The 17,594-nt window shown below is 69.6% G+C and carries 15 protein-coding genes and 1 tRNA gene; 7 read left to right on the plus strand and 9 right to left on the minus strand.

The window, feature by feature from the left end:
• Positions 1-120 precede the first annotated feature (120 nt).
• Both ACFVT5_RS29230 and ACFVT5_RS29235 read left to right on the plus strand, forming a co-directional pair.
• Positions 121-1,740 carry an acyl-CoA carboxylase subunit beta gene (locus ACFVT5_RS29230; protein ID WP_389894156.1) on the plus strand — a complete coding sequence of 540 codons (1,620 nt, stop codon included), beginning with the start codon at positions 121-123 and terminating at the stop codon, positions 1,738-1,740.
• 43 nt (positions 1,741-1,783) lie between these two features.
• On the plus strand, positions 1,784-1,996 hold the full coding sequence (locus ACFVT5_RS29235; protein WP_389894158.1) for an acyl-CoA carboxylase subunit epsilon: 213 nt from the start codon (positions 1,784-1,786) through the stop codon (positions 1,994-1,996).
• Between the two features lie 76 nt (positions 1,997-2,072).
• Here the strand turns inward: ACFVT5_RS29235 and ACFVT5_RS29240 are convergent, their stop codons facing one another.
• The 8 genes from ACFVT5_RS29240 to ACFVT5_RS29275 all read right to left on the minus strand — a co-directional run bounded on the left by ACFVT5_RS29240 (position 2,073) and on the right by ACFVT5_RS29275 (position 12,854).
• A complete protein-coding gene (locus tag ACFVT5_RS29240; RefSeq protein WP_389894160.1) occupies positions 2,073-2,654 on the minus strand; it encodes an ATP/GTP-binding protein in 582 nt (193 codons plus the stop codon).
• A complete protein-coding gene (locus ACFVT5_RS29245) occupies positions 2,635-3,192 on the minus strand; it encodes a DUF742 domain-containing protein (RefSeq protein ID WP_389894162.1) in 558 nt (185 codons plus the stop codon). The genes ACFVT5_RS29240 and ACFVT5_RS29245 overlap by 20 nt, the downstream gene beginning before the upstream one ends.
• A 91-nt stretch (positions 3,193-3,283) precedes the next feature.
• On the minus strand, positions 3,284-3,697 hold the full coding sequence (locus ACFVT5_RS29250) for a roadblock/LC7 domain-containing protein (RefSeq protein WP_283970195.1): 414 nt from the start codon (positions 3,695-3,697) through the stop codon (positions 3,284-3,286).
• A 10-nt stretch (positions 3,698-3,707) separates the two neighbouring features.
• A complete protein-coding gene (locus ACFVT5_RS29255; RefSeq protein ID WP_389894164.1) occupies positions 3,708-7,007 on the minus strand; it encodes a nitrate- and nitrite sensing domain-containing protein in 3,300 nt (1,099 codons plus the stop codon).
• Positions 7,008-7,362: 355 nt separating this feature from the next.
• On the minus strand, positions 7,363-7,941 hold the full coding sequence (locus ACFVT5_RS29260; RefSeq protein ID WP_389894166.1) for an ATP/GTP-binding protein: 579 nt from the start codon (positions 7,939-7,941) through the stop codon (positions 7,363-7,365).
• The gene (locus ACFVT5_RS29265) at positions 7,922-8,332 is read right to left on the minus strand and encodes a DUF742 domain-containing protein (protein ID WP_389894168.1); all 411 of its coding nucleotides are present in this window, start codon (positions 8,330-8,332) and stop codon (positions 7,922-7,924) included. Before ACFVT5_RS29265 ends, ACFVT5_RS29260 begins: the two co-directional genes overlap by 20 nt.
• Before the next feature lie 235 nt (positions 8,333-8,567).
• Positions 8,568-8,981 (minus strand): roadblock/LC7 domain-containing protein, encoded by a 414-nt coding sequence (locus ACFVT5_RS29270; RefSeq protein WP_363149602.1) that lies wholly within the window; start codon positions 8,979-8,981, stop codon positions 8,568-8,570.
• 9 nt (positions 8,982-8,990) lie between these two features.
• Positions 8,991-12,854: a nitrate- and nitrite sensing domain-containing protein gene (locus ACFVT5_RS29275; protein WP_389894170.1), complete on the minus strand. Its 3,864-nt coding sequence runs from the start codon at positions 12,852-12,854 to the stop codon at positions 8,991-8,993.
• 593 nt (positions 12,855-13,447) lie between these two features.
• Between ACFVT5_RS29275 and ACFVT5_RS29280 the strand changes: the two genes are divergently transcribed.
• On the plus strand, positions 13,448-13,651 hold the full coding sequence (locus tag ACFVT5_RS29280; RefSeq protein ID WP_389894172.1) for a hypothetical protein: 204 nt from the start codon (positions 13,448-13,450) through the stop codon (positions 13,649-13,651).
• Positions 13,652-13,908: 257 nt separating this feature from the next.
• Here the strand turns inward: ACFVT5_RS29280 and ACFVT5_RS29285 are convergent, their stop codons facing one another.
• Complete coding sequence (locus tag ACFVT5_RS29285) at positions 13,909-14,190, minus strand: hypothetical protein (RefSeq protein ID WP_389894173.1); 282 nt, start codon at positions 14,188-14,190, stop codon at positions 13,909-13,911.
• A gap of 168 nt (positions 14,191-14,358) precedes the next feature.
• Between ACFVT5_RS29285 and ACFVT5_RS29290 the strand changes: the two genes are divergently transcribed.
• The 4 genes from ACFVT5_RS29290 (at position 14,359) to ACFVT5_RS29305 (ending at position 17,588) form a co-directional block, all read left to right on the plus strand.
• The gene (locus ACFVT5_RS29290; protein WP_389894175.1) at positions 14,359-15,147 is read left to right on the plus strand and encodes a fumarylacetoacetate hydrolase family protein; all 789 of its coding nucleotides are present in this window, start codon (positions 14,359-14,361) and stop codon (positions 15,145-15,147) included.
• Positions 15,140-16,642: a glutamate--tRNA ligase gene (gene gltX / locus ACFVT5_RS29295; RefSeq protein WP_389894177.1), complete on the plus strand. Its 1,503-nt coding sequence runs from the start codon at positions 15,140-15,142 to the stop codon at positions 16,640-16,642. Before ACFVT5_RS29290 ends, gltX begins: the two co-directional genes overlap by 8 nt.
• Before the next feature lie 59 nt (positions 16,643-16,701).
• Positions 16,702-17,427, plus strand: a complete 726-nt coding sequence (locus ACFVT5_RS29300) for an HAD family hydrolase (RefSeq protein WP_389894179.1) — start codon at positions 16,702-16,704, stop codon at positions 17,425-17,427.
• Positions 17,428-17,516: 89 nt separating this feature from the next.
• A tRNA-Gln gene (locus tag ACFVT5_RS29305) sits at positions 17,517-17,588 on the plus strand.
• Positions 17,589-17,594 lie beyond the last annotated feature (6 nt).

Raw genomic sequence — 17,594 nt, forward strand, 5'->3', positions numbered from 1 at the left:
CTGAGCAGTCGGTTCGGCTGCATGGCGGAGTGGTTCTGTTCGGGGCTACCAGGAAAACGGGCCGGAGACTGTACGGAGTCGACGGCCCGTTTTCCTGGGTGGACTTCGTAAGGTCGCTACATGACCGTTTTGGACGAGACCGACTCGGCGGGCAACCCGGGGTCCCCCGGTTCCGCGGGGGACGAGCCCACCGACGCGCGCGGGCGCGTGGCCGAGCTGCACGCGATCCGTGAGCTGGCACTGCGGGGGCCCAGCGAGAAGGCGACCGAGGCGCAGCACGCCAAGGGCAAGCTGACCTCGCGGGAGCGTATCGAGCTGCTTCTCGACCCGGGCTCGTTCAACGAGGTCGAGCAGCTGCGCCGGCACCGCGCCACCGGATTCGGCCTGGAGTCCAAGAAGCCGTACACCGACGGTGTCATCACCGGCTGGGGCACGGTCGAGGGCCGCACCGTCTTCGTCTACGCGCACGACTTCCGGATCTTCGGCGGCGCGCTCGGTGAGGCGCACGCCACCAAGATCCACAAGATCATGGACATGGCCATCGCGGCCGGTGCCCCACTGGTCTCCCTCAACGACGGCGCCGGCGCCCGTATCCAGGAAGGCGTCAGCGCCCTCGCGGGCTACGGCGGCATCTTCCAGCGCAACACCAGGGCGTCCGGCGTCATCCCGCAGATCTCGGTGATGCTGGGTCCGTGCGCGGGCGGCGCGGCGTACTCGCCGGCGCTCACGGACTTCGTGTTCATGGTCCGCGAGACCTCGCAGATGTTCATCACCGGGCCCGACGTGGTCAAGGCGGTCACCGGCGAGGAGATCACCCAGAACGGCCTCGGCGGCGCCGATGTGCACGCCGAGACCTCGGGCGTCGCGCACTTCGCGTACGACGACGAGGAGACCTGCATCGCCGAAGTGCGGTACCTGCTCTCGATGTTGCCGCAGAACAACCGCGAGAACCCGCCGCACGTCACCTCCGAGGACCCCGCGGACCGCCGCTCGGACATCCTGCTCGACCTGGTGCCCGCCGACGGCAACCGGCCCTACGACATGGCCAAGGTCATCGAGGAACTCGTCGACGACGGCGACCACTTGGAGGTCCACGAGCGCTGGGCCCGCAACATCATCTGCGCCCTGGCCCGCCTCGACGGCCAGGTGGTCGGCATCGTCGCCAACCAGCCGCAGAGCCTCGCCGGGGTCCTGGACATCGAGGCCAGTGAGAAGGCTGCGCGCTTTGTCCAGATGTGCGACGCTTTCAATATCCCGATCGTCACGCTGCTGGATGTCCCCGGCTTCCTTCCGGGCGTCGACCAGGAGCACGGCGGGATCATCCGGCACGGCGCGAAGCTGCTCTACGCCTACTGCAACGCCACCGTGCCGAGGATCTCGCTGATCCTCCGTAAGGCGTACGGAGGTGCCTACATCGTCATGGACTCCCAGTCGATCGGGGCCGACCTCACCTACGCCTGGCCGACCAACGAGATCGCGGTGATGGGCGCCGAAGGCGCCGCCAACGTCATCTTCCGCCGGCAGATCGCCGAGGCCCCCGACTCCGAGGCGATGCGTACGCGCATGGTCAAGGAGTACAAGTCCGAGCTGATGCACCCCTACTACGCGGCCGAGCGCGGTCTGGTGGACGACGTCATCGATCCCGCCGAGACCCGTGAGATCCTCATCCGCTCGCTGGCGATGCTGCGCACCAAGCATGCCGATCTGCCCTCGCGCAAGCACGGAAATCCGCCGCAGTGACCCTGCGGACCTCCTCCCCTCTTCGTGACGGAGACCCTGACTCATGAGCACTCCCACTCCCGCCTCATCGGACGACGTCCTCCGGGTCGAGAAGGGCCACGCCGAGCCCGAGGAGGTGGCGGCCATCACCGCGGTGCTGCTGGCGCGCGCCGCCGCCCGCCCCGAGCCCGCGGCGCCCCACCGGGGCCGCACGAAGGCGGGCTGGCGCCGCCTGGAGCGCGAACCGGGCTTCCGCGCCCCGCACAGCTGGCGCTGAGGCCCGTACCGGTACACGGAAAAAGGTCCCGTCCCCTCGATGGAGGAGGCGGGACCTTTCTGCGTACCGGACGTCCCTAGCGGAGGCGGGCCATCAGGGCGTGTTCCACCAGGGTGATCAGCGTGGACTTGGCGTCGGCGCGGTGCCGGGCGTCCGTGATGATGATCGGGGCGTCGGGGCCGATCTGTAGAGCCTCACGGACCTCGTCCGGGGTGTACGGCTGGCTGCCGTCGAAGCCGTTGAGCGCGACCACGAAAGGAAGTCCGGAGTTTTCGAAGTAGTCGACGGCGGGGAAGCAGTCGGCGAGTCGGCGGGTGTCGACGAGGACGACGGCGCCGATGGCGCCGCGTACCAGGTCGTCCCACATGAACCAGAACCGGTCCTGTCCGGGGGTGCCGAACAGGTAGAGGATGAGGTCCTGGTCCAGGGTGATACGTCCGAAGTCCATGGCCACCGTGGTGGTGGTCTTGTCCCCGGTGTGAGTCAGGTCGTCGATACCGGCCGACGCCGATGTCATGACCGCCTCGGTACGCAGAGGGTTGATCTCCGAGACCGCGCCTACAAACGTGGTCTTGCCCACGCCGAAGCCCCCCGCCACCACGATCTTCGCGCTGGTGGTCGACCGGGCGGATCCGCCGCTAGAGCTTGCGAAGTCCACTGAGCACCCTTTCGAGCAATGTCACGTCTGGCTGGCCGCCGGCGGTCTCGTCACCGCCGGGCTGATGGATGGCGACCAGGCCCGCCTCCGCCAAGTCGGCGACGAGGATCCTGGCCACACCGAGAGGGATGGTCAGCAGAGCCGAGATCTCGGCCACCGACTTGATCTCCCGGCACAGATTGCAGATCCGCTGGTGCTCGGGCAACTGGCCCTGAAGCTGGTGCGGCTGTGCGGTGGTGTGTACCAGCGCCTCGATGGCGAGCTGGTACCGCGGCCTGGTGCGACCGCCCGTCATCGCGTACGGGCGCACCAGGGGATTGCTGGCCGAACCGGCGGGCGCCGGTTCGGGGGAGCGCCGCTGCGGCTGCACGGGCTGGATCCGTGGAGTGTGCGGCTGGTCGTACGGGCTCGGCTGCTGTGGGTACTGCGGTCGACGGTGACCTGGTGTGGAGGGGAAGTTGTAGCGGTTCTGTCCGTTGTCGCCCTGACCCTGACCGTAGGGCCAGGAGCCTGATGAACCGTCCGGGGGTGTTGCCACTTCTTCCTCCTCCGACTGTGCCGAGCACCCATCGCTGTGGAGCCGTTCCGAAACCTTACGGCCACACGGCGCGAAAACGCACCGCGGTCTGCTAGTTGAGAAGGCTTCCCTGAAGCTCCGCACGGAGGTCCGGGGTCAGGACGGTGCCCGCGCGGTCGACGAGAAGTGCCATCTCGTACCCCACGAGACCGATGTCCGCCTCGGGATGTGCGAGAACCGCGAGGGAGGAGCCGTCGGATACGGACATGATGAACAGGAATCCCCGTTCCATCTCCACAACGGTCTGATTCACACTGCCGCCCTCGAAGATGCGCGACGCGCCCGCGGTCAGTGAGGTCAAGCCGGAAGCGACGGCGGCGAGTTGGTCGGCGCGGTCACGCGGGAAGCCTTCGGACATCGCCAGAAGGAGTCCGTCGGCGGAGACCACCACCGTGTGCGACACCCCGGGGGTGTTGTCCACGAAGTTGGTGATCAACCAGTTCAGGTTCTGTGCCGCCTGGCTCATCGGGCTCACACTAACGCTCCTGGTTGTAGGTGCTTCCAGGACCACTGTGGTGATTCCCAGTGGCCTGGCCGTTCTGGTTCTGGTCACTTCCTGCCTTGTCACGCCCCCGCTGGACTCCCCGGCGCAGATTGCTCAGCCTGCCCCGGACGTCCTCAGGAGCGCGGGAGACCGAAGGGCCGCCCTGCGGGGTCTGTTCCGCGGTGCCCTCGACGAGATTCGCCCGGGGCACCCGCCGCGGCAGTCCGGACGAGGTGACCCCGCCCGCCTTGGGCTTACGGAGCTGCTCGGCGCGCTGCCACCGCTGGTCGTTGGCCGAGCGCCAGTCCGGGACGCCGTTGCCGTCGGCAGTGGGCGGCGGGTCCTGCTCCGCACTCTGCTGACCGCTGTCGTCCTGGACGGTGTCCGCCGGCCACTGCTGACCGCCGGCCGGGGCGCCCCCGTCGCCGGCGGTGGAGCCACGGCGTGGGAGACCGGCGTCGGTCAGCGAATGCCCGGAGCTGGGCGCGGGACCCTGACGGTCGAAGCCTACGCGGTCCTGGTCGGTGGCGTCAGCGGACCGTACAGATTCCGGATTCTGTTCGTACTCGGTCGGGAACGACTCCGCGTAACCCTCCTGCGGCTGCCACTCGTCCTGGTGGGGCTGGGCGTCGTAACCGCCGTACGGCTCCTGGGGGATGCCGGGGAGATCCTGCTCGGGAGCCTCCGTATAGGCAGGTTCCTGATAGCTGTTGGAGGACTGGAAGAACGGGTCGTCGTAGCCGGCCCGGGACGCCTCGGCGTAAGTCGTCTGCTGCGTACCGTCGTAGGCGTCCTGCCCCGCGACCTCGTACCCGCCCGGCTGCGGCTCGTCGTAGCCGACCTGCCCGTCGTACGCCGGCTGCTGGTACGCGCTCTGCGGATCGGCGTAGCCGGCCGCCACGTCCTGGCCGGTGCCGTCGCCGTACAACCCCTGCTCGTCCTCGGTGCCGCTGTGGGCCTCCAGGGCCGCGCGGCGCTCCTCGCGCATCAGGGAGCGGCCCACCGGGTCCAGTTCCCTTATGTCGTCGGGGACTTCGCCGTAACGGCTGTCGTCGAAGCCGAGTTCCGCGGCCGTCCGCATCGGCGCCGACGCGTAGCCGCCCTGCTCCGGGACGATCTGCGTGACCGCGAACTCCGAGAGCGCCGACAGGTCGTCGTCGGGGAGCTGCTGCTCGCCACCGCCGCCGTGCGTGATCACATCCGGGAGCATGACCAGCGAGGTCGTGCCCGCCTGCTCGCCCGAGGGCCGCAGCTGGACCCGGATGCCGTGCCGGTCGGCGAGGCGGCCCACCACGAACAGGCCCATGCGCTGGGAGATCGCGGCGTCCACGGTCGGCGGGTTGGCCAGCTTGTGGTTGATGTCCGCGAAGTCCTCGGCGGTCAGGCCGATGCCCTTGTCGTGGATCTCGATCATGATCCGGCCGTCGGGCAGCCGGGTCGCGGTGACCCGGACCTTGGTCTGCGGCGACGAGAACGTGGTCGCGTTCTCCAGCAGCTCGGAGAGCAGATGCACGAGGTCGGTCACCGCGCGGCCGTGGATCTCCGCCTCCGGGACACCGGACAGCTCGACGCGCTCGTACTGCTCCACCTCGGAGGACGCGGCGCGCAGGACGTCGACCAGGGGCACCGGCTGGTCCCAGCGGCGGCCCGGCTCCTCACCGGCGAGGACGAGGAGGTTCTCGCCGTTGCGGCGCATCCGGGTCGCGAGGTGGTCCAGGCGGAACAGGTTCTCCAACTGGTCCGGCTCGGCCTCGTTGTTCTCCAGGTCGGTGATCAGGGTCAGCTGGCCCTCGATGAGCGACTGGTTGCGGCGGGACAGATTGGTGAAGATCGCGTTGATGTTGCCCCGCAGCATGGCCTGCTCGGCGGCGAGCCGGACGGCCTCGCGGTGGACCTGGTCGAAGGCGCGGGCGACCTCGCCGATCTCGTCCGTGGAGGTGATCGGGATGGGCTGCACCCGGGTGTCGACCCGGCCCGGCTCGGTGCGCGAGAGCTGGTCGACCAGCATCGGCAGCCGCTGCTCGGCGACCCCGAAGGCGGCGTTACGCAACTGGCGCATCGAACGGCTCATCTGGCGGGCCATGAGCCCGGCCAGGATGAAGGCGGCGAGCAGCGCCACGACGACGATCGCACCGGTGATGAAGGTGTCCCGCTTCGCGGTGTTCGCGATGTCCCCGGCCTCGCTCACGGCCTTGTCCGCGAGGCCGGACTCCAGGGTGCGGTAGCCGTTGAACTTGAGGGTGTTGACCGCCCACCAGTTCTCGGGCGTGATGCCCTCCTGGGCCAGGGCGACCCGGGCGCTCGGCTGCGTGCTCGGCAGTGCGGACATCTTGGCGATCATGTCCGTGGTGGCCGGCGGCGGCACATAGGTCTCGCCCTGCGCCTCCGCGGCGTCCGCCGCCGCCTTGGCCTGCGCGGCGCCGTCGGCCTGGATCTTCTTGGTGAGCTGGTCGAGCTTGGCCACGTCGGAGGGGGTGCCACCGCCGACGTACTCCTGTACGGCGATGTTCTCCAGATACGCGTACGAGCTGAGCGCGACGCGCTGCCGGGCCAGGCTCGACGCGTCGGGCCCCGGCTTGATCAGCAGGTGCATCCCGACGGACCGCTCCAGGGAGAGCGCCGCCTTGGACAGCGACACGGCGTACACGGTACGGCCGTAGCTGGTGATGTTTCCGGTGCCGAGGCCGAGTTCGTTGGCGAATTCCATCAGCGGGTGCTGGACGCCGACGTAGCCCTCTTCGGTCTTCACTCCGTCGAGCTTCGTCGTGTACGCGGCGGCGCGGAGGTCCGCGAGGTCCGGCTCGACCTTGCGGAAGCCCTCCAGACGCCGCTGAAGGCCCGGCTTGTCCGGCATGCCGCGGGCCGCGGTGTCGAACGCCTCGGCGGCCTTGTCGGTCGCCTCACGGGCCTTGACGACCGCCGGGTCGTCCTTCTTGCCCTGGAGCAGCGGCGCCGCGGTGACGTCCCGCTCGTCTATGAGGGCGTTGGCGTAGGTCAGGGAAGCCTGCACCAGGACGGCGGTGCTCTCCGCGTCCTCGGCCTCGCGCCAGGTGTCTATCGAGCCCTTGACCTGGAAGCCGCCCATGACCAGACCGACCACCACGGGGATCAGCAGGATCGCGTTCAGCCTGGTCGGCACGCGCCAGTTGCGCGGTGAGAAGCGTCCACCTCTCGGCGAGGGGATCGTGACCGGCTCGGGTCCGGACACGTTCGAGGGTGACGCCGCCGCACGGGGCGGCGGGGTGAAGTTGCCCCGCGCCGACGGCTCGGGACTGCTCTTGCTTCGCCTCACTCGACCAACAACCTCTCGGCGTCGGCACCAATCGTTCGTTGTGCCGCATTGTCTCCAGGCTGCCCCTACCTACTGGGCAGTTCAGCGCATTCCAGCACGTCAGGCAGTGCTGTTCCAAACAGTCGGAAGCGATTGTTTCGCGTCCGTGATGGCCCAGATAAAACGGTCATAAAGAGCGAGCCCCGCCAAATGGCGGGGCTCTTGTGGCGCAGCGGCACCGGACGACCGCGACGCGTTGCTAACGCGCCACAATTCTCTGTCGAAATGTTATGAACACTGTCACCGGCCGTGTCAAACGACACAGCCGGTTCCAGTTCGGATACGACAACTGCCGTACACCGAGGCATGTTTGGTACTACCGCAGCCGTGCCATGAGGGCGTGCTCGACCAGCGTGATCAGCGCACTCTTCGCATCCGCACGGTGTCGGGCGTCCGTCGTGATGATCGGGGCGTCCGGACCGATCTGCAGGGCCTCACGCACCTCGTCGGGTGTGTAGGGCTGATGTCCGTCGAAGCCGTTGAGGGCGATGACGAAGGGCAGTCCGGAGTTCTCGAAGTAGTCGACGGCGGGGAAGCAGTCGGCGAGTCGGCGGGTGTCGACGAGGACGACGGCGCCGATGGCGCCGCGTACCAGGTCGTCCCACATGAACCAGAACCGGTCCTGTCCGGGGGTGCCGAACAGGTAGAGGATGAGGTCCTGGTCCAGGGTGATACGGCCGAAGTCCATGGCCACCGTGGTGGTGGTCTTGTCCCCGGTGTGAGTCAGGTCGTCGATACCGGCCGACGCCGATGTCATGACCGCCTCGGTACGCAGAGGGTTGATCTCCGAGACCGCGCCGACGAACGTGGTCTTGCCCACGCCGAAACCGCCGGCCACCACGATCTTCGCGGAGGTCGTCGAGCGCCCGCCTCCGTCAGAGCTTGCGAAGTCCACTGAGCACCCTTTCGAGCAGTGTCACGGCCGGCTGACCGCCGGCATTCTCGTCGCCGCCGGGCTGGTGGATGGCGACGAGCCCGGCCTCCGCCAGGTCGGCGACCAGGATCCGGGCCACCCCGAGAGGCATCGACAGCAGCGCCGACACCTCCGCCACCGACTTCACCTCGCGGCACAGGTGGCAGATGCGCTGGTGCTCCGGGAGCAACCCCATGAGCTGGGCCGGGTCGGCGGTCGTGCTCACCAGAGCTTCGATGGCCAGTTGATACCGCGGCCGGGTCCGGCCGCCGGTCATCGCGTACGGACGCACCAGCGGCTGGTCGCCCTCCTGCCCGTACGGCGCGTGGTGAGAGGCTCCGTACGGATCGTGAGAGGCGGTGGGCGGGGTCATGAATCCTCCGGGCGGGACAGCAAGGGGTCTGCGTGCCGTCTGACAGAGCCGGTGGGGGGAATCGATATGTGGCGGCCGGACGGTGAGATGGTGCGCACGGTCGGTGTGAGGTGGTTCTGTGCAGGACGGTTCTGGGTGAGGAGGTTCTGTGTAAGGCGGTTCAGTGTCTGCGGTTTTCGGAGTAAGAAGGGATCTACGACAAGAACGGCGGTCAGGCGGTGCATCGGCGAGTGGGTCAGTGGAGCAGGCTTCCCTGGAGTTCGGCGCGCAGGTCCGGTGTGAGCACCGCACCCGCGCGGTCGACGAGGAGTGCCATCTCGTAGCCGACGAGGCCGATGTCGCACTCGGGGTGCGCGAGCACGGCCAGCGACGAGCCGTCCGAGACCGACATGATGAAGAGGAAGCCGCGCTCCATCTCCACCACCGTCTGGTTGACGGTGCCGCCCTCGAAGATGCGGGACGCGCCCGCGGTCAGTGACGTCAGGCCGGACGCGACCGCGGCGAGTTGGTCGGCGCGGTCACGCGGGAAGCCTTCGGACATCGCCAGTAGGAGTCCGTCGGCGGAGACCACCACCGTGTGGGACACCCCCGGGGTGTTGTCCACGAAGTTGGTGATCAACCAGTTCAGGTTCTGTGCCGCCTGGCTCATCGGGCTCAACTAACGCTCCTGTTGGTGAGTGGGGCGGGGATAGCTGCCGGTCGACGGGCCGTTGCCGGCCTGCCGACCCTGCTGGATGCCCCTGCGGAGATTGGTCAGCCGCCCGCGTACGTCGTCGGGCGCACGCGAGACCTGCGGACCGGTCTGGTGCTGTTGTTGCTGAGCCGTGCCGGCGACGAGGTTCGCGCGCGGCACCCGTCGCGGCAGTCCCGAGGTGGTGACGCCGCCCGCCGAGGGCTGACGCACACGCTCGGCCTGCCGGACGAGTTCGTCGTTGGGTGAGGTCCGCCACGAGCCGGTGCCTCCCGCGCCGTTCGTACCGCCCTGCGCCGCCGGAGCGGGCGTGGTCGGACGGGGCGGCAGGGGAGAGCGGTTCTGCTCGGGGGCGGGGGCCTGCGGAGGCTGCTGCGCGGCCTGCGCGGGCGACGGGTCGGTCTGCTCGGGGGCGCGCTCGCCGTGCTGGCCACGGAACCAGTCCGTCTCCAGCGTGTCGAACAGCGGGGTGCGTCCGTCGCCGGGCCCGGCCGGCGGCAGGGCATCCGGCACCTGGGTCCGCGGCGGCTGTCCGGGACCGGGATTGCCACCGGGCCCGTGCAGCGGCGCACGCGGCTGGTAGCCGGTGTCCCACGCGCCCTGACCCGGAGCGGACTGGCCCTGGCCGCCTTGGTTCTGGCCCTGACCACCCTGGCCCGGACCGCCCTGGGGCAGGTTGCCGTTGACCGGGGGCCGCTCGAACTGACCCGTGGACGAGGCGTCCTGGCGCTCCGGCGGCCGGTTGTCGTACCCGGGCATCGCGAACTGCCCGGCGCCGGGCGGGGACGGCTCAGGGCCGCCGAACACGTCCGAGCGGACGAACTGCCCGGTGTTCTGGCCCGCGTTGGGGCCCGTGTTCGGACCCGCGCCGTACCCGGAGTTCTGGTTGTAGCCCTGGCCGAGGCCCTGGCCAGGGGGGCGACCCGCGCCGGAACCCGGGCGGGGCGCGTTGTAGTCGGGCCGCGCGAACTCCGAGGTGGAGCCGGGACCCTGACGCTCGTCGAAGGCCGGGAACTGCTGTGTGGAGTCCGGCTCCTCATGGCCGCGCGGGGCGTCCATCGGGTTGCGCGGCACCGGCGGCTGCGCGTTGTCGTCGCTCCAACTGGGCAGCCGGGGCTGCTGGTTGCCGCCGGGCAGCTCGGCGCGCGGACCACCGCGCGGCGGCAGCTGCGGCCTGCGACCCCGGTCACCGGAGCCGTCCGGACGCCCCGGCGCACCGGGACCGCCCTGACCCTGCCCTTGACCCGGACCCTGGGTGGGCCGGAAGTCGTTGCCACCCGCCGTCGGGCGACCGCCCTGGGCACTGTCGTACCCGCCGGGGCGTCCGGCGCCGGTCATTCCGGTGCCCGTGGACTGGAAGCCACCCGGACCCGCCGGACCCTGCCCGAAGGCACCGGCACCCGCCGGAGCGGGCCGGCCCTGCGCGGTCGGGGGAGCGGGCGGACCGCCGAAGCCACCGCCCTGCCGGCCCTGGCCGCCGTCCCTGCTGGGCAGCGCGGCACGGGGGCCCGTGGCTCCGGCACCGAGCCGTCCGGCGGGCGCGGGCGCGCCGCCCACCGCCGGGTTGCCGGGAGCGCCGGCACCGACCCCGCGGCGCGCCGCCGAGGCACCGGCCGCGACCTGCGCGGCGGGCGGACCGACGGTCGGAACGCCGGGACCACCGGGCTTGCCGGGGATCTTCTTGCCGCCCTGGGCGACATCGACGGGCAGCATGACCAGCGCGGTCGTACCGCCCGAGTCGGACGGGCGCAGCTGGATACGGATGCCGTGGCGCTGCGACAGACGGCCGACCACGAACAGACCCATGCGGCGGGAGACCGACACGTCCACGGTCGGCGGCGACGCGAGACGCTCGTTGATCGCCGCGAGGTCCTCGGGCGAGAGGCCGATACCGGTGTCGTGGATCTCGATCAGGACCCGGCCGTCCGGCAGGGCGTGACCGGTGACCTTCACCTTGGTCTGCGGCGACGAGAACGAGGTGGCGTTCTCAAGCAGCTCGGCGAGCAGGTGCACGAGGTCGTTGACGACCCGGCCCGCGACCTCGGTCGACGGCACGGCGGACAGCTCGATGCGTTCGTACTGCTCCACCTCGGACGCGGCGGCGCGCAGCACGTCGACCAGCGGGACCGGACGGGTCCACCGGCGGCCCGGCTCCTCACCGGCGAGGACGAGAAGGTTCTCGCCGTTACGGCGCATACGGGTCGCGAGGTGGTCGAGCTTGAACAGCGAGGAGAGCTGGTCCGGGTCGGCCTCGCGGGACTCCAGTTCGGAGATGAGCGACAGCTGACGCTGGATGAGGCCCTGCGAACGGCGGGACAGGTTGGTGAACATCGCGTTGACGTTGCCTCGCAGCAGCGCCTGCTCGGCGGCCAGCCGGACCGCCTCGCGGTGCACGTCGTCGAAGGCCGCGGCGACCTGGCCGATCTCGTCCCGGGAGTGCACACCGACCGACTCGACGGAGGTGTCGACGTCCTGCGGGTCCGTCTCGGAGAGCTGCTTGACCAGCTCGGGCAGCCGGTCCTGGGCGACCTTGGTGGCCGTGTCCTGGAGGCGCCGCAGCGAGCGGATCATGGAGCGGGCCACCACGAAGGCGCCGACGAGCGAGACACCGAGCACGACCAGGATCAGGGCACCGCTGATGATCGCGCCGCGCTCGGACTCGTTGCGCAGCTCGCGGGCCTTCTGCTCCATCTCGTTGAGAAGCGTCAGCTCGATCGTGGACATCGCCTGGATCTTGGTGGAGTCCGCGTCGATCCAGTCCTTGTACGAGCGCTTTTCACGGGTCTTCATCCCGTTTTCCTGCATCAGCACCCGCTGCGCGTAATTCGACGCGTCCTTGATCGTCGGGTTGCCGTCGTCGATCGGCTTGAGCAGTTCGGCGGCGCCGGTCCCGTAGATGCCCTTGAAGCTGCCGAGTTGCGCGTCTTCCTTGCCGAACGCGTTGAGCGCGTACCGCCGGTCGGTCTCCGAGAGCTTGCCGACCTCCGTGTTGTTCGGCGGGAGGGCCGCCGCGATGACCGCGCGCTGCACGGACGCGTACTCCTTGGCGGACGAGAAGGCCGCCAGGGCGCGGGTGCGCTGGATCATCTCCGGGTTGCTGGTCGCCTGCGCCATGTCCTGCGAGAGCGCGAGCAGTTGCTCGATCAGCTGGCTGTAGGCGTCGACCGTCTGTGAGGAGGACGACGGGTCCCGGTACGCCTCCTCGCGGATGCCCTTGAGGTTGGCGAGCTGGCCGGAGATCGTGAGGATGCTGGTGCGCACGCCGAGGATGCCCTCGCGGTCACCGGCGTCGTCGATCTCCTGGGTGCCTTCGAGGAAGGACTGGCGGGCCCGGTCGGTCCGGTCGCGCGGACCCTTGACGTCGAAGTCGTCGAACTTGGCACCGTGCGCCAGCGGACCGGCGGACTTGTCCCGCTCGTCCTGGAGCGCCACGGCCAGCTCGGTCGCCTGCTTGGTCATGTCCGTCAGCAGCTTCATGTTGTCGAGCTGCTGGATGTCGTCCATGGACTGGTTGATGCGCAGCGCGCCGAGTGTGGTCGCCGCCACCACGGGGAGCGCGAGGAGCGAGACCAGGCGGGTGGAGATACGCCAGTTCCGCAGCATTATTCGCGAGCCGGGGCCGGTCGGCGTCTTCGGCTTCGCCTTGGGTGGCGGAGGTGTGCTCACACCCGGGCCGGACGGGCGCGGAGCGCCGTCACCACGGTCACCGGGGGAGCCGGAAGATACGGGTCCGGGGTTCTGGGCGTGCTGGGGCGAGGAGCCGCGGTCGGTCCCGCCGCGCGGCTCCGGCTCCGCCGCAGCGCTGCCATCCCTCTTGAAACGTCCCTGCACTAGCGTCGCAACCTCTGGACCAGGCGCCCCTCCGCGTACGGCGGGACGGTGTCGGCGTCAACAGGGCGCAGCCGCGCCCCTGTGGTGGTCGTGAGTGACCGGCGCTGTTCCCCCTTTCCCGCCGCCACTCGGCGCTGCGTTGCGCCTCTGCGCGCCGGTTTCGATCCCGCGGCGGTCCCGGGAATTCCAGCACAGTGCCGGATCTCCAACAAGGCCCATGTGCCAGCCTGTGACCTCGGTGACGCGTTGTAAGGATCGTGTCACGAGACGTAGAAAGCCTTCTCGTACATACCGGACCTTTGTCGACGTTCCTCAAGCGCGTGCGGGGTGCCCCAGTCGCCATGATCGGGAGCGGAATGGTTGCTTCAGCGAGGCATGTCCGTTTCACGGGTCGACGCACGCGGGCCGAATTGCCAGCTTTGTCCCCTCCTTCGTGAGCAAACTCACATGCCGATCCCCGAGTCTTCCTGCCTTTGCCAGGGAATTGCTTGTCTAGCCTGTCGCTTTACAAGGATGGCAAAAACGACAACCCGCGTCCGCGAGCCGGTTCTTGGCGGCCTCGACGCCCGTAACGACAGGTTCCGCACCTCACCATGAAGACGACCGTGACGTCAGGAATGTTCCGCAACATAGCCAACCCCCGCCGCACCACCCTCGCGCACCTGGAGGACGCCGGGGCGCTGGAGACCGGCGCGGAGCTGCCGGACCACACCACAGAACTCCCGAACCGCACGGCGAACCCCCGCCGAACCATCCTGATGGAAACCCCGGAAAACACGGCAGCCGCTCCGCTCTAGGCCCGAACAGCCCGCAGCCCGCAGGGGCCCACGGCGGGACCGGGGTCTGTCCGGCTCATGACGGGACTTGGATCGCAACGGCTCGTGGTCGGACCTGGACCTCAGCGACTCGTGATGGGACTTGGACCTCAGCGGTTCACGGCGGGACATGGTCTGTTCGGCTCGTCGTGGGACCTGGGTCGCAGCGGCTCACGGAGAGATCTGGGTCTCAGCCCCGACACGGAGTGTCCGGCGGCAGAGTCGCCGCCCGCCGCCGGTCAGCCGCGCCGTATGGCGTTGGTGATGGTGTGGCCGGTCAGCCCGCCGCAGGCGCCCGTATCCCGCTGCTCAAGCCCGCCGCAGGCGCTCATGCGGCGCCCCAGTTCGCCGCTGGCGCTCGTGCCGTCGGTCAGCTCGCCGCAGGCGCCCGTATGCCGCTGCTCAAGCCCGCTGCAGGCGCCCATGCCAGGCGAGCCCGCTGCGGGCGCGTGTGCCGCCGCTCCAGCCCGCCGCAGGCGCCCGTGTTGCTGTTCAAGCCCGCCGCAGGCGCTGGCGCCCACGGCTCATCCCGCCGCAGGCGAGAGGTACCCCGGTTAAGCCCGCCGCAGGCCACCGCTCAAGCCCGCCGCAGGCGCCCGGTCAAGCCTGCCGCACGGCGTCCCCGCTGGACGGCGATAGCCTGGAGGTCAGACCTCAGCCATATATCTGAAGAGGGGCGCAGCCACACCGTGCGGATCGCCAGGTTCTCCATCGACGGCAATGTCGCCTTCGGCGCGGTCGAGGGTGACAGCCCTCCCGGGTCGACCGAGGGCCTCGTCCTCGACATCATCAAGGGCATCCCCTTCGCCGACTTCGAACTCTCCGGCACCAAGGTTCCCCTCAGCAAGGTCCGCCTGCTACCCCCGGTGCTGCCCAACAAGGTCGTGGCCTACGGCCGCAACTACGCGGCGCACGCGAAGGAACTGGGCAACGAGGTCCCGGACACCCCCTTCGCCTTCTTCAAGCCGTCGACCTCCGTGATCGGCTCCGGCGACGCCATCGCCTACCCGTCGTTCTCGCAGGAGGTCCACTACGAGGCCGAACTGGCCGTGGTCATCGGCCGGATGTGCCGCGAGGTGCCGCGCGAGCGCGCCCGTGAGGTCATCCTCGGCTACACCTGCGCCAACGACGTCACCGCACGCGACGTGCAGAAGGCCGAGAAGCAGTGGGCCCGCGCCAAGGGCTTCGACACCGCGTGCCCCCTCGGCCCCTGGGTGGAGACCGACCTCGAACCGTCGGACCTGACCATCCAGTGCACCGTCAACGGGCAGCAACGCCAACTCGGCCGCACCAGCGAGATGATCCACTCCATCGAGGATCTGATCGTGAACATCACCGAGGCCATGACGCTGCTCCCCGGCGACGTGATCCTCACGGGCACCCCGGCAGGGGTCGGCCCGCTCAACGTCGGCGACGAGGTCGCCGTCACCATCGAAGGCATCGGCACTCTCACCAACAAGGTGATCAAGCGTGACTAACGCGAACGTCCGCGTCCGTTTCTGTCCCTCGCCGACCGGCAACCCCCATGTGGGACTGGTCCGCACCGCCCTGTTCAACTGGGCGTACGCCCGCCACCACCAGGGCACCCTCGTCTTCCGTATCGAGGACACCGACGCGGCCCGCGACTCCGAGGAGTCCTACGAGCAGCTGCTCGACTCGCTGCGCTGGCTCGGGCTCGACTGGGACGAGGGCCCCGCGGCGTTCGACACCGCGACCGGCCGCGGCGAGGGCGGCCCGCACGGCCCCTACCGGCAGTCCCAGCGGATGGACATCTACCGCGACGTCGCCGACCGGCTCCTCGCCGGCGGATACGCGTACCCCTGCTACTGCACCACCGAGGAACTGGACGCCCGCCGCGACGCCGCCCGTGCCGCGGGCCGCCCCTCCGGGTACGACGGCCACTGCCGCGACCTCACCGCCGAGCAGAGGGCCGCCTACGAGGCCGAGGGCCGGATCCACATCGTCCGCTTCCGGATGCCCGACGAGACGATCACCTTCACGGACCTCGTACGCGGAGAGCTGACCTTCACCCCGGACAACGTCCCGGACTACGGCATCGTGCGCGCCAACGGCGCCCCGCTGTACACCCTGGTCAACCCCGTCGACGACGCCCTGATGGAGATCACGCACATCCTGCGCGGCGAGGACCTGCTCTCCTCGACCCCGCGCCAGATCGCGCTCTACAAGGCCCTGATCGAGCTGGACCTCGCCAAGGCGGTGCCCCAGTTCGGTCATCTGCCCTACGTCATGGGCGAGGGCAACAAGAAGCTGTCCAAGCGCGACCCGCAGTCGTCCCTCAACCTCTACCGCGAGCGCGGCTTCCTGCCCGAGGGCCTGCTCAACTACCTCTCGCTGCTCGGCTGGTCCTTCTCGGCCGACCAGGACGTCTTCACCATGCCTGAGATGGTCGAGCGCTTCGACATCGCCGACGTCAACGCCAACCCGGCCCGCTTCGACCTCAAGAAGGCCGAGGCGATCAACGCCGACCACATCCGCCTGCTCGACGTGAAGACCTTCACCGAGGCGTGCGAGCCCTGGCTGAAGGCCCCGCACGCGAACTGGGCGCCCGAGGACTTCGACCCGTCCGCCTGGGAGGCCATCGCGCCCTACGCCCAGACCCGGCTGACCGTCCTGTCGGACATCACCGCCAACGTCGACTTCCTGTTCCTCAAGGAGCCCGTCGAGGACGAGGCGTCCTGGCAGAAGGCGATGAAGGAGGGCGCGGCCGACCTGCTGCGCACCGCCCGCGGCAAGCTGGAGACGGCGGACTGGAACAGCGCCGAGTCCCTCAAGGCGGCCGTACTCGCCGCAGGTGAGGAGCACGGACTCAAGCTCGGCAAGGCCCAGGCCCCGGTCCGCGTCGCGGTCACCGGCCGCACGGTCGGTCTCCCGCTCTTCGAGTCCCTGGAGATCCTGGGCAAGGACCGCACCCTCGCCCGTATCGACCTGGCACTCGCCAAGCTCGCGGGCTGAAGCGCGCGGCCGTCCGCCGGGGGAGGCGAGGGCGCCGGACCTCCGGGTACGGTCGTGGCATGAGCATTCAGGCCGTGGTGTGGGACGTCGACGACACCCTCTTCGACTACACCACGGCCGACCGCAGGGGCATGCGGCTGCATCTGGCGGCCGAGGGCCTGCTCGACCGGTACGGCACCGCCGAGCGGGCCCTGCTGCTGTGGCGCGAGATCACCGACGTCCAGTGGGCCCGCTTCGCGGCCGGCGAGGCCACCTTCGAGGACCAGCGCCGCGACCGCGTACGCGCCTTCCTCGACCAGCCCCTCACGGACCCCGAGGCCGACGCCTGGTTCCACCGGTACATCGCCCACTACGAGGAGGGCTGGGCGCTCTTCCCGGACGTCCTGCCCGCCCTCGACACCCTCGCCGACAGCCACCGGCACGGAGTGCTGTCCAACTCCAGCCTCCACAACCAGGACCGCAAGCTGCGCATCCTCGGGGTGCGCGACCGCTTCGAGACCGTCCTGTGCGCCGCCGAACTCGGGGTCTCCAAGCCGTCCGCCGAAGCCTTCCACGCCGCCTGCGACGCCCTGGGCCTGCCGCCGCGGGACGTGGCGTACGTCGGTGATCACCCGGAGATCGACGGGGCGGGCGCCGAGGCGGCCGGCCTCTTCTCGGTCTGGCTCGACCGCGGACAACGGGCCGACGGCGCCCCCGCCGGACTCCGCAGGATCTCCTCGCTGGCCGAACTCCCCGCGCTGCTGCGCGCCGATACCCGTTTTGGAGCGCCGTCCACCTTCGGGTAATGTTCTTCCTGCGCCGCCCGAGAAGGGCCGAGAGGTCCGGCCGGGAGGCGTCATACCAAACAAAATCCCCGCAGGGGGTTGCGTTGTGGTGGCCTATGGTGTAATTGGCAGCACGACTGATTCTGGTTCAGTTAGTCTAGGTTCGAGTCCTGGTAGGCCAGCTCGCA

It is taken from the genome of Streptomyces sp. NPDC058001 (assembly GCF_042886315.1).
Classification (GTDB): Bacteria; Actinomycetota; Actinomycetes; order Streptomycetales; family Streptomycetaceae; genus Streptomyces.